The 14,445-nt window shown below is 66.1% G+C and carries 17 protein-coding genes and 1 pseudogene; 7 read left to right on the top strand and 11 right to left on the bottom strand.

Going from position 1 to position 14,445, the window contains the following annotated elements; genetic code table 11:
* Window positions 1-2: 2 nt before the first annotated feature.
* Genes NATOC_RS04540 through NATOC_RS04530 form a run of 3 tightly spaced genes read right to left on the bottom strand, consistent with a single transcriptional unit; the run spans window position 3 to window position 2,641 of the window.
* On the bottom strand, window positions 3-215 hold the full coding sequence (locus tag NATOC_RS04540) for a hypothetical protein (RefSeq protein ID WP_015320245.1): 213 nt from the start codon (window positions 213-215) through the stop codon (window positions 3-5).
* 3 nt (window positions 216-218) lie between these two features.
* The gene (locus tag NATOC_RS04535) at window positions 219-1,361 is read right to left on the bottom strand and encodes an acyl-CoA dehydrogenase family protein (protein ID WP_015320244.1); all 1,143 of its coding nucleotides are present in this window, start codon (window positions 1,359-1,361) and stop codon (window positions 219-221) included.
* Between the two features lie 56 nt (window positions 1,362-1,417).
* The gene (locus NATOC_RS04530; protein WP_015320243.1) at window positions 1,418-2,641 is read right to left on the bottom strand and encodes a DUF7544 domain-containing protein; all 1,224 of its coding nucleotides are present in this window, start codon (window positions 2,639-2,641) and stop codon (window positions 1,418-1,420) included.
* A 152-nt stretch (window positions 2,642-2,793) separates the two neighbouring features.
* Between NATOC_RS04530 and NATOC_RS04525 the strand changes: the two genes are divergently transcribed.
* Window positions 2,794-3,606, top strand: coding sequence for a phosphotransferase (locus NATOC_RS04525; RefSeq protein WP_015320242.1), 813 nt, complete (start codon window positions 2,794-2,796; stop codon window positions 3,604-3,606).
* Between the two features lie 82 nt (window positions 3,607-3,688).
* The gene (locus tag NATOC_RS04520; RefSeq protein ID WP_015320241.1) at window positions 3,689-4,246 is read left to right on the top strand and encodes a hypothetical protein; all 558 of its coding nucleotides are present in this window, start codon (window positions 3,689-3,691) and stop codon (window positions 4,244-4,246) included.
* Window positions 4,247-4,325: 79 nt separating this feature from the next.
* Here the strand turns inward: NATOC_RS04520 and NATOC_RS04515 are convergent, their stop codons facing one another.
* Window positions 4,326-5,735 (bottom strand): sodium:solute symporter family protein, encoded by a 1,410-nt coding sequence (locus NATOC_RS04515; RefSeq protein WP_015320240.1) that lies wholly within the window; start codon window positions 5,733-5,735, stop codon window positions 4,326-4,328.
* 90 nt (window positions 5,736-5,825) lie between these two features.
* On the opposite strand from NATOC_RS04515, the gene NATOC_RS04510 reads away from it, so the two are divergent.
* The 3 genes and pseudogenes from NATOC_RS04510 (at window position 5,826) to NATOC_RS04500 (ending at window position 9,478) form a co-directional block, all read left to right on the top strand.
* Window positions 5,826-6,998 (top strand): M24 family metallopeptidase, encoded by a 1,173-nt coding sequence (locus NATOC_RS04510; RefSeq protein WP_015320239.1) that lies wholly within the window; start codon window positions 5,826-5,828, stop codon window positions 6,996-6,998.
* 83 nt (window positions 6,999-7,081) lie between these two features.
* Complete coding sequence (locus NATOC_RS04505; RefSeq protein WP_015320238.1) at window positions 7,082-7,798, top strand: helix-turn-helix domain-containing protein; 717 nt, start codon at window positions 7,082-7,084, stop codon at window positions 7,796-7,798.
* A 143-nt stretch (window positions 7,799-7,941) separates the two neighbouring features.
* Window positions 7,942-9,478 (top strand): annotated as a pseudogene (locus NATOC_RS04500) (aldehyde dehydrogenase family protein).
* Between the two features lie 109 nt (window positions 9,479-9,587).
* On the opposite strand, the gene NATOC_RS04495 reads toward NATOC_RS04500, so the two are convergent.
* Entirely contained in the window at window positions 9,588-9,920 is a 333-nt protein-coding gene (locus NATOC_RS04495; protein ID WP_015320237.1) for a 2Fe-2S iron-sulfur cluster-binding protein, read from the bottom strand.
* 128 nt (window positions 9,921-10,048) lie between these two features.
* Here NATOC_RS04495 and NATOC_RS04490 point away from each other — a divergent pair, with 128 nt between their 5' ends.
* A complete protein-coding gene (locus NATOC_RS04490; protein WP_015320236.1) occupies window positions 10,049-10,750 on the top strand; it encodes a hypothetical protein in 702 nt (233 codons plus the stop codon).
* 212 nt (window positions 10,751-10,962) lie between these two features.
* Here NATOC_RS04490 and NATOC_RS04485 read toward each other — a convergent pair whose 3' ends face one another.
* From NATOC_RS04485 to NATOC_RS04465, 5 genes are all read right to left on the bottom strand, one after another.
* Window positions 10,963-11,778, bottom strand: a complete 816-nt coding sequence (locus NATOC_RS04485; RefSeq protein WP_015320235.1) for a carbon-nitrogen family hydrolase — start codon at window positions 11,776-11,778, stop codon at window positions 10,963-10,965.
* A complete protein-coding gene (locus tag NATOC_RS04480; protein ID WP_015320234.1) occupies window positions 11,775-12,209 on the bottom strand; it encodes an SRPBCC family protein in 435 nt (144 codons plus the stop codon). The genes NATOC_RS04485 and NATOC_RS04480 overlap by 4 nt, the downstream gene beginning before the upstream one ends.
* Window positions 12,210-12,330: 121 nt before the next feature.
* Window positions 12,331-12,555, bottom strand: a complete 225-nt coding sequence (locus NATOC_RS04475; RefSeq protein ID WP_015320233.1) for a DUF7123 family protein — start codon at window positions 12,553-12,555, stop codon at window positions 12,331-12,333.
* 69 nt (window positions 12,556-12,624) lie between these two features.
* Window positions 12,625-12,810, bottom strand: a complete 186-nt coding sequence (locus NATOC_RS04470; protein WP_015320232.1) for a DUF7525 family protein — start codon at window positions 12,808-12,810, stop codon at window positions 12,625-12,627.
* Window positions 12,811-12,903: 93 nt separating this feature from the next.
* A complete protein-coding gene (locus NATOC_RS04465) occupies window positions 12,904-13,680 on the bottom strand; it encodes a bile acid:sodium symporter (RefSeq protein ID WP_281170494.1) in 777 nt (258 codons plus the stop codon).
* Window positions 13,681-13,710: 30 nt separating this feature from the next.
* On the opposite strand from NATOC_RS04465, the gene NATOC_RS23035 reads away from it, so the two are divergent.
* Window positions 13,711-13,839, top strand: coding sequence for a hypothetical protein (locus tag NATOC_RS23035; RefSeq protein ID WP_281170478.1), 129 nt, complete (start codon window positions 13,711-13,713; stop codon window positions 13,837-13,839).
* Between the two features lie 100 nt (window positions 13,840-13,939).
* On the opposite strand, the gene NATOC_RS04460 is transcribed toward NATOC_RS23035, so the two are convergent.
* On the bottom strand, window positions 13,940-14,284 hold the full coding sequence (locus NATOC_RS04460; protein WP_015320230.1) for a hypothetical protein: 345 nt from the start codon (window positions 14,282-14,284) through the stop codon (window positions 13,940-13,942).
* Window positions 14,285-14,445 lie beyond the last annotated feature (161 nt).

Genomic DNA, 14,445 nt, shown 5'->3' with positions numbered 1-14,445 from the left:
CCCTACACGAGTCCGTAGCCGAGCAAGGCGAGTCCGATCAGGGCGGCGACGGCGCCGGTAGCCCGCGTCACCGTCACCCGATCCGACTCCTCGAGCTCGCTGTCATCGAACGGCGTCATCCCCTCCCGGCGCTGGGCCTCGACGATCGCGGGCGCGTACCCGACCCCGACGAGCCCGACCGTCAGAAAGACGACGCCGACGGCGATCGCGAGCATCGCCTACAGTCCGAGCTCGCGGCCGATGACGAGGTGTTGAATCTCGCTGGTTCCCTCGCCGATCTCCATCAGCTTGGCGTCCCGGTAGAACCGCTGGGGCGCGAAGTCGGTCGTGTACCCATAGCCACCGAGCACCTGAACGGCGTCCTCGGCGACCTCGCGGGCGGCCTCGCTGGCGTCTAGCTTCGCCAGCGCCGACTCGCGGGTGACGGGCTCGCCCTGATCGTAGCGGTAGGCCGCCTGATGGGTGAGCAAGCGCGCGCGTTCGGTCTTGCGGTGCATGTCGACGACCTTGTCGCGGACGGCGTCGAACTCCGAGATCGGCTGGCCGAACTGCTCGCGCTCCTGGCTGTAGGCCTTGGCGTGCTCGTAGGCACCCTGGGCCAGCCCCGTCGACAGTGCCGCGATCGAGATCCGGCCGCCGTCGAGGGTCTTTTTGGTCTGGTTCCACCCCTCGCCCTCCTCGCCGAGCAGGCGATCCTCGGACAAGCGGACGTCCTCGAGTTGGATCTCGCAGGTCGGGGAGGCGTTCAGTCCCATCTTGTCCCAGATCGTCGTCACCTCGAACCCGTCGTCCTCACGGGGGTCGACGATGAACGTCGAGATCCCGTCGTAGCCGGCGCCGGGGTCGGTGACGGCCTTGACCAGCACCGAGCCCGCCTCGGAGGCGTTCGTGATGAACTGCTTGGTGCCGTTTATGACCCACTCGTCGCCGTCTTTCTCAGCGACGGTGTCCATGTCGGAGGCGTCCGAGCCGCTGCTGGGTTCGGTCAGCGCCCAGCCGCCCATGTACTCGCCCTCCGCGAGCGGGCGCAGCCAGCGCTCCTTCTGTTCGGGGGTACCGAACAGCTCGATCGGCTTCGAGGCCAGCGAGATGTGGGCGACGTAGGAAAGACCCACCGAGCCCGAGACCCGGCCGATCTCTTCGGCGACCAGCGAGTACATCAAGGTGTCGCCACCGAGCCCGCCGTACTCCTCGGAGATGGGAACGCCCATCATATCCAGCTCGGCGAGCTGATCGAAGATATCCTCGGGGAACCGGTGTTCGTCCTCGATCTCCTGGGCGATCGGCTCGATCTCACCCTGGCAGAACTCCCTGACCGTCTCCTGAATCATCCGGTGTTCGTCCGGTAGCTCGAACTCCATGTGCAATACTTGCCATGGGCCCCGGAATAAACGCTCCGGAAAAATGATCAACTACGCTACCAGCTGCGGTCCCGGTCGTCGTCCTCGGCGTCGTCACCGTCCGCGTGATCGTCGCGATCACGGTCGTTCTCCTCACCCCAGCCGACGTCGTCCCAGTCGTCGATCTCGTCCTCGTCGTCGTTCCAGCCGTAGTCGTCCGTCCAGTCGCTCTCATCGCTCGCATCGTTCTCGTCGCGTTCGGGCTCGTCCGATTCCCGGTCCCGTTCCGTCCCGGCTGGCTGGCCCGACTCCGATCGACCGGACTCGAACGCATCCTCGCCGCCGTCGGCCCGGATCGACGCCCGCTGGTCGGGGATTAGATCGAGGTCGGCGTTCGTATCCCCGAGCAACAACAGCGCGTAGTACTTGAAGTAGGAGACGACGGGCACCTGGATCAGCAACGCGACGAGGACGAACCCGAGGACGGCGACGAGCAACACCACCGCGGCGAGGACGGCGCCGATATCGCCGAGGGTGAACAGCAGGACCGCGAGGACGACGAACGGGATCGCGACCACGATCCCGGCGATCAGCGTGAGAATGCTGACGGCGATCCCGACTGCGGCCTGGATGATCCAGACGAGCACGAGGTAGACGACGTACTCGAGCCAGTTCGTCCGAAACGTGCCCCAGAACCGACGCCACGCCGAGAGCACCCCGCGGTCCTCGAGCAGCATGACGGGCGCGACGAACTCCGAGGTGAAGCGGTTGACGACGGCGTAGACGAGGTAGACGCCGGTCGCGAACAGGGCGGCGACGCCGACCGCGGCCGTCCCGCCGTCGATCGTCCCGACCCCGAAGATCGACAGGAGGACGGGTGTCGCGCCGACGACCCCGGCGACGGCGATCAGCGCCACCCGAAACCCGAACAGCCGGATCCCGCGCCCCACGTTCGCGTTCGAGTACCGTCGCACGCGGACGTCCTCGGAGCGAAGCGACTCGATGAAGACGAACTCCATGATAGCCGCGACGAACGCGTAGCCGAGCCACAACAGAAGCAGGAAGCCGACCGCTACGGCGACGGCAAGCAGCGCCTCTTCGGGGACGTCCTCGAGGCCGGGGCCAGGCGCCTGCTCGGCCATCGGACCGGCGTCACCCGACAGAGCTGACTGGGCTCCGCTCCCGAACCCACCGACGAACAGCGCGAGGATCGCCAGCCGAAGCCACAGCCCCGCTCGAACTGGCGTCAGGAAGTTCCGCGTCGCGTCGATCGCGTCGCCGAGATCGTCGACAGCGTCCATGAATACCGAATCGTACCGTAGCACTGCTGATAATAATGTTGTTCCGACGGTCCGGCCGCGACCGGCGTCGACGCCCGACAGCCGCCCCGAGAACAGGTCTCGACGGCGACAGTTCGAGAGGCATTTAACGCTATGCGTCCTCCGTTCGAGGTATGGACATCCGCCAGCTCGCTCGCGGAACCGTCGAGTGGAACCGCATCGAGCGCGTCGTCCGGACGCTGGCGGATCGGTACGGCCGCGAGGACGTCCGCGTCGAGTTCCTCGAGGCCGACAACTGGCTGTCGACCCCGTGTGTCATCGACGAGGAGTGGTTCGTCAAGATCGTCTCCCGGCAGAACGCGCTGGTCCACGCCCTGTTGACGACCGGGCGCAACGTCGGCGCCTTCTCCTCGGGTACCGAGGGGTTTTTCGACCGGTTCGACACGCCCCGAGAGATGGTCGAACACGAGTACGAGGCGACCCGACGGATGCGCGAGATCGGCATCAACGCGCCCCGCCCGATCGACGCCTTCGAGGTCAACGGGTTGGGCGTCCTCGTTCTCGAGTACCTCCCGGAATTCAAGACGCTCGGGGAGACCTCCGACGCGGTCGTCGCCGCGCAGGCTGGCGAGCTCTTCGAGATGCTGGCGACGCTGCACGACCACGACATGGCCCACGGTGACCTGCGAGCCGAGAACATCCTGCTTCGCGGCGGCGAGCTCTACTTCATCGACGCGACCAGCGTCCACGCCGACAGGGTCGAGGAGACGACCGCCTACGACCTGGCCTGTGCGCTCGCGGTACTGGAACCACGGCTCGGACCCCGGGAGGCTGTGTCGGCGGCCCTCTCGGTGTACGATCCGGAGACGCTGCTGTCGGCGCGTCGGTTCCTGGATTTCGTCCGGCTGCGGCCCGACCACGAGTTCGACTCGACGACGCTGCGAAGCGAGATCGAGAAGGCGGCGGATCTGGGTCGTCAGCGCTGACGAGCGGGGTCTCCGACCGACGGCTCCGCGGCCCCGCGAGTGCAGGCATTGGCCGTTTTTCCCGCTCACCGCTAGTGTGCCTATGGGAACCCAACTCACTGAGGACGACGTCGGCAAACCAGTCGAGACTGCGGACGGGGAGCGGGTCGGCGTCGTCGCCTCCGTCGAGGGAGCGACGGCCGAGATCGACCGCGACCCCGACGCGACCGATGCGCTTAGAGGTGCACTCGGCCAGAACGTCGACGACGCCGAGAATACCGTCTCGTTCGGCGAGGACGATATCGGCGGGATCACCGACGGGACGGTTCAGCTCGAGCGGGCTGGCGACGACGGCGGCGCGGAACCCGACGCCGCTGCGAACGCCGACGACGTCGAGGACGTCGAGAGCGAGCCGGTGATCGAACGCGACGAGAGCACCGGCGAGGAGTCGGAATCGTGGGGCGAACAGCGCGAGGTCGGACAGGGGACGGAACCGGCCGACGACCTCCCGGACGAGGAGGGCCGCTCCGGCGAGGCCCTCGAGCCCGAAACCGAGGAGATGGACGAAGCCGGCGACGAACGCCACCCGGACACCGAGGAGGCACCACCCCACGGGGATCGGACCGTGACGAAGGATCGCGGGGAAAAAGAAGACCGGTGACGGACCCTCGAGTGTAGAACACTCGTTTCGGGGTGTTCAGTCCGGAAACCCTGCAGTTCTCGATGGGCTGTCGTTTCCGTCAGGTACGACTCGCGGTCGGAGTCGACGTGTCGGTTGTGAGATAGCTAACGGCGACGATGAGCAGTCCACCGACGGGTGCGGCAACGATCACCGCGTCCAGTCCGTAGGGACTCGCGAGTACCGTATCCCACGTCACCGCAAGCAGCGCACCGACGATCATTCCGGTGAGACCGCCGCGCTTCGTCAGCCGATCACGCATCAGGAAGATCGCCAGGAGTGGCGGCGTGATCGCAGCACCGTAGGCCGTATACGAATACATCTGGACCTCGAGAATGGTCGGGAAGTACTGTCCGAGGACGAACGCAAAGACGCCGAGCACGATCACGAAGAGCCGCGTCAGCCAGAAGACCCGTTGGTCCGAGGCGTTCGGATTGATGAACCCCTTGTAGAGGTCCTGCGAGAGGTTCGTACAGGCGGACAACAGGTAGGAGCTACCGGTTGTAATAATAAACGCCGCCGCGGCCGCGAGGAGAATGCCACCGACCCAGACCGGAATCTCGGTCGTCGTCGCGATCAGCGCCATCCCAGGATCGAGTTCCGGAAACATCGCTCTCGACGCGAACGCGATCACTGGAACGAGCGTCATGGCCGCTGCAACCCCGACGAACCAGGCGATCAACCCGGTGTTCGTTCCCTCGTCGCTTTCGCCAGCGATGATCCGCTGGTACATGTTCTGGTCGGCGAGAATCAACAGGAGCGGAGGGGCCCACAGCGCGAAAAACTGCAGGAAAGAGAGATTCCCGAGCGCATCGAAGTGGGTCTCGGGGACGTTCGCCGCGATCCCCTCGACGCCACCGGCGTTGAGGACGACGAACGGGACGGCGACGACGAGTCCGATCAGCATCAGAAAGGCGCTGATCGCGTCGGTGTACGCGACGGACATGAGTCCGCCCATCGCTGCCAGCGCGATGATGACGACCGTCCCGATGATCGTCCCCTGCGTGACAGAAATTCCGGTCGTGACGTTCAGGACGAACCCGAGGCCGATGAACTGGTAGGAGACGATGCCGACGTACGCGAAGGCGATAACGACCAGGCTAATGATACGGCCTTCTCGCCCGAGTTCCTCCTCGATCATTTCGGGAACCGTCAGCTTGTCGAACCCGCGGATCCGGGGCGCGAGCGCTTTCAGGATCCCGATGCCGATGAGTGCAGCCGTTCCGAAGAGGAGCGCGGGCCACAACCCGTTGTCGTACGCAATGGAGTTTGCGCCCCCGGTGACCGTCCCGGAGCCCATCCACGTCGCCATCAGCGTTCCCGCGATGACCACCGCGCCGAGGCTCCGGCCGGCGACCATGAAGTCCTCGGCGGTCTCGGTCTTCCCGTAGGCCCAGGCCCCGACGCCGAGCATCACGATCAGGTAGCCGACGACGATGTAGAGCAACGTTGCGTTAGCTTCGACTGCCATGTGGTGGAAATTCGACACGCCCTACTTAAATACACCACTGAACGTTCGACGGATCCGGTTTTAATACCGAGAGCCGTCTGGTGTCAACCGATGCAAAATCTCGCGATTCCCGAATCGGAACATCGAAATCGGAAACGGGAGCTGGTCGAACGCGCTAAGGAGGACGGCTACGACGGGCTCGTCCTTTTCGGAGCGTTGAATATTCACTACATCAGCGGAATGTATCACCTTCCGACCGAACGACCGGTTGCGCTCGGCGTTACTGACGAGCGCGTCGAAGCGGTCGTTCCACGACTCGAACAGGAACACGCCTCGCGGGAGGACTTCCCGATCGACGACGTGACGACGTACTTCGAGTACCCGCAGGACGATCCGATGGACCGCGTCGCCGAGATGTGCAAGCGACTCGGGCTCGCGAATGGGACGGTCGCGGTCGATTCTGACGGGAGCCCGTCCCGAAACGGGTACGCCGGGCCGTCACTCTCGGAGCTGGTTCCCGCGAACGTCGGCGTCGAGGACTACATCACTGACATGCGGGAGACGAAAAGCGACGCGGAGGTCGAACTCATCCGGGAAGCGAGCGTCTGGGCGAACCTCGGGCACCGTCTCCTCCAGGAGCGGATCGAGGTCGGACGGCGGCCGATCGAAGTTCGCGCGGAGGTCGAGGCCGACGCGGTGAAGACGATGCTCGATACTCTCGGCGATCGCTACGAAATGCGTTCGTGGGCGAACCCGATGCAGTGTCTGTTCACGACCGGCGAGGTTACCGAGCTTCCCCACAGCATGGACCAAACGACGCGGATCGAACGAGGCGACAACATCGTAACTATCGTCAAGCCCAACGTCGGCGGCTATACGACGGAACTCGAGCGAACGATGTTCGTCGGCGAGGTCTCCGACGAGCAGCGAACGTACTTCGAGATCATGCGGGAGTCCCAGGAGATCGCGATCGACGCGATCGAACCGGGCGTCGAATACGCCGCCGTCGAGGAGGCCGTCGTCGACTACTACGAAGAACAGGGTGTTGCGAAGTACACCCAACACCACGTCGGCCACAACATCGGGATGGAGGGCCACGAACGGCCGTTCCTCGACGTCGATCAGGACGGCGAGATCCGTTCCGGGGAGCTGTTTACCGTCGAGCCCGGCTTCTACATGCCGGACCTGGGCGGATTCCGCCACTCCGATACGGTGCTCGTGACCGAGGACGGAACGAAGACGCTCACGTACTATCCCCGCGACCTCGAGAGCCTGATCGTGTAGTCGGAGTGGCGGAGTCTGCGATACACTCTCGCTGCTGGCCGTCGAGCACAACATAGAAGCCGATCCTTGAGAGAGGATTCCACATGAGTCTGGAGGGCGAGCCGTCGAGCGTCGGACTGACGCTCGAGCTCTGGCACCCCGACTGCTGGGCGATCGAAGCGACCGACCGGACGGGAGGTGGCGTGCTCGCTCACGCGGTCTACAACTCGCCCCGAACCGACGGCGGCGGTCCGAGGACGGTCACCGGACTGTTCACGGCGTTCGGCGAGACGTCCGCGGAGGTCGAGCGGCTGCTGGAGGCGATCCGGGACTCCGAACACGCGGGAGACCTGTTCGAACTCCAGGAGCGGTTCGGTCGGGCCCGCAACGCGCCGGGCAACGTCGTCCGCGAGTTTTTCCTCGAGTACGATCCCGACGAGATGATCTGTCCCGCGCTACTCGAGCACGGGTTCGTCCACAGCGCACCGGTTCGCATCGAGGACGGCAGCGAGCGCTGGCAGCTCCGGTTCGCCGGGGATCGCTCGGCGATCGAGTCCTCGCTGGACGACGTTCGCGACCAGACCGGCGCCGAGGTGACGGTGACCGCGATCACGTCCTCGGAGGATCGGTCGACCCGCGAGCAGCGCCTCGATACGCTGACGGCGGCACAGCGGCGGGCGTTCGAGCACGCCCGCGAGACCGGCTACTACGAGTGGCCACGGGAGACCACGACCCAGGAGCTGGCCGACGACCTCGGGATCGCGAAGTCGACGCTGCTCGAGCACCTGCGGCGGGCGGAGTCGAAGCTACTGGATCCGTAGCGGGCGTCGGACGCGCGGCTCGGGCGACCCGAAACGGGACATTGTTCCGAACACCGGCGCCGACTCCGCCGGCGATCGGAGATGAGGGGAGGGGGGACCATGATCGGTGGGGCTTACATGGGTTCGGAGCGTAACGTTCGACTATGTCGCAGCAAACCGGGACGCAAACGTACCAGCACTACATCGGCGGCGAGTGGACCGAGGGGAACGGTTCGGAGACGTTCGCCAGCGAGAACCCGGCCACCGGCGAGACCCTCGCGGAGTTCCGGCGCGGGACCGCCGAGGACGTCGACGCCGCCCTCGAGGAGGCAAACGAGGCCTTCGAGGAGTGGCGCGATCTGTCCTACATCGACCGGGCGGAGTACCTCTGGGACATCTACCACGAGCTGCGCGAGCGCCACGAGGAGCTCGGCGAGATCGTCAGCCAGGAGTGTGGCAAGGAGATCAGCGAGGGGAAAGCCGACGTCACGGAGGCCTGGCACATGGTCGAGTGGGCGGCGGGCAACGCCCGCCACCCCCACGGCGACGTCGTCCCCAGCGAGGTCGCGAACAAGGACGCCTACATGCGCCGGAAACCGCGGGGCGTGATCGGCTGTATCACCCCCTGGAACTTCCCGGTCGCGATTCCGTTCTGGCACATGGCGATCGCGCTGGTCGAGGGGAACACGGTCGTCTGGAAACCAGCCGAGCAGACGCCGTGGTGTGGCCAGATCATCGCGGAGATGTTCGAGGACGCGGGCATCCCCGACGGCGTCTTCAACATGATCCAGGGGTACGGCGACGCCGGCGCCGCGATCACCGACGACGAGCGCGTCGACACCGTCCTCTTCACGGGATCGGCTGAGGTCGGCCAGGAGATCGCCAGCAAGGTCGGCGGCGAACCCGGCAAGCTCGCGGCCTGCGAGATGGGCGGGAAGAACGGCATCGTCATCACCGAGGAGGCGGACCTCGACATCGCTGTCCATTCGGCGATCATGTCCTCGTTCAAGACGACGGGCCAGCGCTGTGTTTCGAGCGAGCGCCTGATCGTCCACGAGGAGATCTACGACGAGTTCACGGAGCGGTTCGTCGACATCGCCGAGGACGTCGCCGTCGGTGACCCCCTCGAGGAGTCGACGTTCATGGGACCGGCCATCGAGGCCCAGCATCCTCGAGAAGATCGAGAAACACAACGAGCTGGCGCGCCAGGAGGGCGCCGACGTCCTCGTCGACCGCTTCGAGCTCGAGGACGACGAGATTCCCGACGGCCACGAGGACGGCCACTGGGTCGGTCCCTTTGTCTACGAGATCGAGTACGACACCGACCTGCGCTGTCTGAAAGAGGAGTGTTTCGGCCCCCACGTCGCTCTGCTCGAGTACTCGGGCGACATCGAGGACGCGGTCGAGATCCACAACGACACTCCCTACGGGCTGGCGGGGGCGATCGTCTCGGAGGACTACCGCCAGATCAACTACTTCCGGGACCACGCCGAGATCGGCCTGGCGTACGCGAATCTGCCGTGTATCGGCGCCGAGGTCCAGCTGCCGTTCGGCGGCGTCAAGAAGTCGGGCAACGGCTACCCCAGCGCCCGCGAGGCCATCGAGGCCGTCACCGAGCGCACCGCCTGGACGATGAACAACTCCAAAGATATCGAGATGGCCCAGGGACTGTCCGCGGACATCCTCACTCGCGACGACTGAGCGGCGTCCACAGCCGTCGGCCGATTTCGACGACGTTCATATCTCTCGCACCCGGGGACGGTGACGACGCCGGGGAGCCAGCGACCGTCGCGGCCGTCACGCGCCGACGCTAGTCGCGGGACGACTCCGCTCGGTGCTGTCCCCAGAACCCGCCGTGTTTCTCGACGGCCAGATCACCCTGTACTTCCGTCTGACAGGAGAGTCGCAGCCCGCCGTCGGGATCGTGTGGCGGCACCGAGAGCCGGCGTTTTTCGCGCGTCGTCGGCTCGCTTACGGGGCCGTCGATCTCCACCGCGCACGTGCCACAGGTTCCGTGGCCCCGGCAGTTGAGCAGGGCCGCCCGCCCGTTGTGCGGCGACAGCCCCGCCTCGAGCAGGACGTCCCGAAGGATCGCGCCGTCCTCGCAGTCGATCTCCTCCGCCTCGTAGGTAACCGTCGGCATGGGCTTCGTACGCGGCGCGGGACAAAAGATGTTTGCGACCATACACCACGGACCTTGGTTTCAACCTCCTCATTCCTCGGTACCAACTCTCACTCACGCTTACGAGAGTTGAAAGTGCGTCACACAGTATGACGGACCACGATCCGTTCGGTCGAGCCGTGCGCGACCACTACCGCGACGAGCGGACGGCGCCGCTGCTCGATCGCGACGGCGAGGCGACTCGCGAGCACGCCATCGAGGAGTGGTACTTCGGCGCCCACGACGAGGACGCCTGGCGCGACGCGTGGCTGGAGGGCCCGCTGCTCGATATGGGTGCCGGCGCGGGGCGGGACGCCGTCTACTACCAGGGGCGGTTCGAGACCGTCGCCATCGAGGTGAGCGAACCGCTCGTCGAGCTCATGCGGGACCGGGGCGTCGAGGACGCCAGGCTCGCCGACATGTTCTCGCTCCGGGCGGCGTTCGATCACGATCGGTTCCGGTCGGCCCACGCGATCGGCACGCAGGTCGGACTGGCCGGCTCGATGGGCGCCGTTCGGGAGTTCCTCACCGATCTCGCGTTCGTGACGACCCCCGGCGCCACCGCCGTCCTCGACAACTACGCCCCGGAGCTGGCGGCGACCGTGGACGTCTTCGGCTACCGCGAGGACGCCGCGCCCGGGCTGGCCTACAGAGTGTACCACTGTGAGTACGACGGCGCGGTCGGTCGGACGCTGCTGTTTCGGCTGTTCAGCGTCGATCGGCTTCGGGAAGCGACCGTCGGCACGCCGTGGACGGTCGCCGCGGCCCGGTACGGCGACGTCCAGTGGCGGGTCGTCCTCGAGAAACGGTGACCAGCTGCTCGAGTCGAAGACGGGTAGCGAAAGGCGTGGGCGAAAGGAGTGGCGTGGACGAAGGCGAGCCGACGGGAGTGGGATCGCTCGATCCCGGGAATCGAGCGAGCGCGGCCGGAGCGACGCGCAGTGCCGGTCTGACGTGAAAAGCGCCTGTAACCGGCATCGAAGACAATGCCGTCGGTGGATAAAAAAACAGCGGTCGAGCTCGACTACAGTCGGCGGTCCCGGAGCGCGGGGAACTCCTCGCGGACGTCGGCGACCGTCTCGGGCTCGATTGTGGCCGTCACGAGGGCCGGGTCGTCGCCGCTGGAAGCGAGCGTCACGCCCCAGGGGTCGTAGACCGTCGACCGTCCCAGCAGGGTGGCGTCCTCGAACTCTCCGGCCCCGTTGACGGTCGCGACGTAACACTGGTCCTCGATCGCGCGGGCCCGCGAGAGCGTCTCCCAGTGCTCGATCCGGGGGTAGGGCCAGGCGCTCGGGATCACCAGCAGCTCGGCGCCAGCGTCGACCAGTTCGCGGTACAGCTCCGGGAACCGCAGGTCGTAGCAGGTCGTCACGCCGATCGTTACGCCGCCGATCGAGGCGGTCTCGATCCGCTCGCCGGGAACCAGCAGCTCCGCCTCGGCGGACTCGTAACCGAAGAGGTGGTGTTTCCGGTAGACCAGCTGCAACTCGCCGTCGGCGTCGAACAGCGCGGCGGTGTTGGCCAGCCCCTCGTCGGCGGGGGTCTCGACGGTCTCGGTCTCGGCGAGGTCCTCGACGATGGTGCCCGCGAGGACGGCGATCCCGTGCTCGGCGGCGGCCTCGCGAAGGCGTCGGAACGTCTCCCCCTCGAACGGCTCCGCGCGGCGCTCGTAGAGCTCGAACGCGAAGTAGCCGACGTTGAACAGCTCCGGCAGCGCGACCAGGTCGGCGCCCCGGTCGGCGGCCCGTTCGACCGCCGTGAGCGCGCGCTCGACGTTGCCCTCGACGTCGCCGGCCTCGATCTCGAGCTGGGCCAGCGCGAGCTCGACTCCGCTGGTCACGGCGATCCCTCCAGCTCCCGCTCGAGCGCCCGACGGAGGTTCTCGAGCTCCTCGTCTAAGTTCCGTTTGAAGAACTTCTCGACGCCAGGCAGTTTCCCGTCGACGACGAACTCGTTCTCGAGGCGGCTCCCGGTCTCGGTCTCGACGATCCGGTGTTCGCCGGTAACGTCTAACCCCTTCGACCGTCCGGTGAACTTGACGTACTCGGGGGGACGGCGGGTGACGTCCTCGGTTTCGACGGCGACCGTCTGGCGGACCAGCGGGATCGGAAGCTCTACCTGCCAGGTCGCTTGCCGACCCTCCGGTCCGTCCACGGAGTACTCCCGGACGACGCTGATCGCCCGGGCGCGGTTCTCCGGCTCCGAGATGAACTCCCAGACCCGATCCGGCGGCGCCGCGACCTCGAACGACCGGTCGACGCGTACAGTCATGCCACTACCTGAGGCGTTCGCGGGTAAAAAGACCACGAACCCTCGTACGAACGACTGTCCGTCAGTTCCGAAGACCGGGGACGGCACGCAGCTGCTCGGGAACTCGGGACAGCGGCCCATCTCAGCTGACGGTGACCCGCCAGGTCGTCGACCGGGCCCGGCCCCACTTCTCGATGTCGACGTCCTCGGATTTCTCGGCGAGATGGGGGAGACGAGCGCCGACCTGCTTCGACGAGAGCCCGATGGCGTCGGCGATGTTTTTCGCCCGGAAGTACTGCTCGCCGCGGGCGGCGCTCTCGCGAAGGTACGAGAGAATCCGCTGCTCTTCGTCGGAGTAGTCCGTCATCGTCCGTCTCGGTTTACGATGTCGGCAGTATTAAACCCAGGCGGCGCCGTCGGTACGGGATCCGGACTGTTAGTCCCAATAGAGGTGGATAGCGACGACCGCCAGCGCACTAAACAGCATCGCCCCGGCGAACCCCCAGGCGGCTTCGATGTCGGGGGCGCCGACCAGCATTCCGCCCGCGCCGATCGTCGCGACCGCGCCCAGCGCGATCGCCAGTCCCAGACCCTTATCCGTCGACTCCGAATGTTCAGCCATGCTCGAGGGTTCTGAACAGGGCCCCTTAATTGCATCCATTCGCGCAAGGCGACGGCTGCAACTGCGGCTCGGGTCGGACCTAGTCTGGTCGGTTCACGAGCCGCTCGGAACCGACGCGTCGAGGTGACGGACCAGCGAGCTGCTGACGACCTGCTGGACGACGTAGAAAGCGGTGATGCTGGCGACGACGGTTCCGCCACCGACGACAGCACCGACCATCACCGAGACGCTCATGTTTTTCATCGAGCTCGAGAACAGCACGGTGACACAGTCGTCGCTTTGCATCCCACGGGCGTACAGCCCGTACGCGACCGCTGCGCTGAGTCCGATGGTGGCGACCGCGATCCCGCCGACGACCGCGAGCTGGGTCGCCTCGACCGAGAGGGTCGAACCCCCGACGCCCGCGTAGATGAGGACGCCGATCGTCGCGACCGAGAACCCGTCGAGTTTCCCCTCGGAGACCGATCCCTCGGGAACGACGTACGCGAGGACGCCCCCGGCGAGGACGATCGCGGCGAGTTCGACGATCAGTTCGGTCGCGGAGACCTCGACCGCCGAGTCCGCAAGCACCGCGATGAGAGCGGGCATCACGAGCGGTGCGAGCCCCATCGAGGCGAGAACGACGACGGTCGTCAGGACCGTGTTCCCGCCGCTCAGTCGCGTCCAGATGATCGAGCTCCCGGCGGCAAGCGGTGCGGAGAGGACGATGAGCACGCCCAGCAGCATCTCCCCGGAGAGCGCGACCGAGGCCAGCGGATACAGCGCGATCGGGACGAGAAGATAGAGACAGGCGAGCGAGACGACAACCGGTGTCGAGACGCGCTGGCCTGCGACCTCGCCGACGCTGAACCCGTAGAACCCCGTGAAGATCAGTCCGGCGACGAGTGCCGGGAGCAGCGGTTGGAGCGGGGCCGAAAGCGCCGGGAACGCAACCCCGGCGAACGTCGCCCCGATGACGACGAGGAGGGTGCGCTGCGATCGAACCGCGTTCCGGAGACGAGCGATGAGTCGGACGATGGCGGCGAGTAATGGAATGGACGTGTATGAATCTTTTCAAGCGACTCGCTCGTAGATTTAACATGATCGATCGTGCCCGTCGTCCGCGATCGACGACGGGAACTCGCGGCAGCTACGAGAACTCGCCCGGGACCGCATCCGGGTGATCGCGCAGGAGCTCCAACAGCGGCCGGAGCTCGTCGAACCGCCGACCCGTTCGGATCTCGTCTCTTTCCCGTTGCCAGTCGATAACCGCTACCGACTCGAGCTTCGGTAGGTGTGCGTGGTACAGACAGAGCTCGGACTCCCGATTCCCCGACTCGACGATGGTGTCCACAGAGAGCTGTGGGTCGGTACCGACCCGCAGATCACGGTCGAGCAGCGCCAGCAGGAGTTCCCGACGATTCCCGTCCGAAAGGAGTTCGAAGGCTTCGTCCGCCGAGAGACTGCCGGAGAGGTCGGTGCGGTTGTCGATCATTGTCTCCGCGATGGGCGTGCTTCGAACGAAAGCCTGGTTTCGAACTATCTAGATAGCCGACGAACGAAAACTGAACCATCTAGATCAGCGGTCCGAAGCGCCCCTTCCGCTCCGCGATGTGCGCCCTCGTCCGCTCCGCGATGCTGCCGGGGACGCGCCGA

Origin of the sequence: Natronococcus occultus SP4, from assembly GCF_000328685.1 — an archaeon.
Taxonomy (GTDB): Archaea; Halobacteriota; Halobacteria; order Halobacteriales; family Natrialbaceae; genus Natronococcus; species Natronococcus occultus.
The sequence above is the reverse complement of the archived record's forward strand: the minus strand, read 5'-3'. Positions and strand labels throughout refer to the sequence as shown.

Coding starts and splice junctions, on each gene's coding strand:
- NATOC_RS04490 (WP_015320236.1), top strand. CDS start 10,049: ATGACGGACCACGATCCGTTCGGTCGAGCCGTGCGCGACCACTACCGC.
- NATOC_RS04460 (WP_015320230.1), bottom strand. CDS start 14,284: ATGATCGACAACCGCACCGACCTCTCCGGCAGTCTCTCGGCGGACGAA.
- NATOC_RS04475 (WP_015320233.1), bottom strand. CDS start 12,555: ATGACGGACTACTCCGACGAAGAGCAGCGGATTCTCTCGTACCTTCGC.
- NATOC_RS04495 (WP_015320237.1), bottom strand. CDS start 9,920: ATGCCGACGGTTACCTACGAGGCGGAGGAGATCGACTGCGAGGACGGC.
- NATOC_RS04525 (WP_015320242.1), top strand. CDS start 2,794: ATGGACATCCGCCAGCTCGCTCGCGGAACCGTCGAGTGGAACCGCATC.
- NATOC_RS04540 (WP_015320245.1), bottom strand. CDS start 215: ATGCTCGCGATCGCCGTCGGCGTCGTCTTTCTGACGGTCGGGCTCGTC.
- NATOC_RS04520 (WP_015320241.1), top strand. CDS start 3,689: ATGGGAACCCAACTCACTGAGGACGACGTCGGCAAACCAGTCGAGACT.
- NATOC_RS04470 (WP_015320232.1), bottom strand. CDS start 12,810: ATGGCTGAACATTCGGAGTCGACGGATAAGGGTCTGGGACTGGCGATC.
- NATOC_RS04480 (WP_015320234.1), bottom strand. CDS start 12,209: ATGACTGTACGCGTCGACCGGTCGTTCGAGGTCGCGGCGCCGCCGGAT.
- NATOC_RS04510 (WP_015320239.1), top strand. CDS start 5,826: ATGCAAAATCTCGCGATTCCCGAATCGGAACATCGAAATCGGAAACGG.
- NATOC_RS04515 (WP_015320240.1), bottom strand. CDS start 5,735: ATGGCAGTCGAAGCTAACGCAACGTTGCTCTACATCGTCGTCGGCTAC.
- NATOC_RS04505 (WP_015320238.1), top strand. CDS start 7,082: ATGAGTCTGGAGGGCGAGCCGTCGAGCGTCGGACTGACGCTCGAGCTC.
- NATOC_RS04535 (WP_015320244.1), bottom strand. CDS start 1,361: ATGGAGTTCGAGCTACCGGACGAACACCGGATGATTCAGGAGACGGTC.
- NATOC_RS04530 (WP_015320243.1), bottom strand. CDS start 2,641: ATGGACGCTGTCGACGATCTCGGCGACGCGATCGACGCGACGCGGAAC.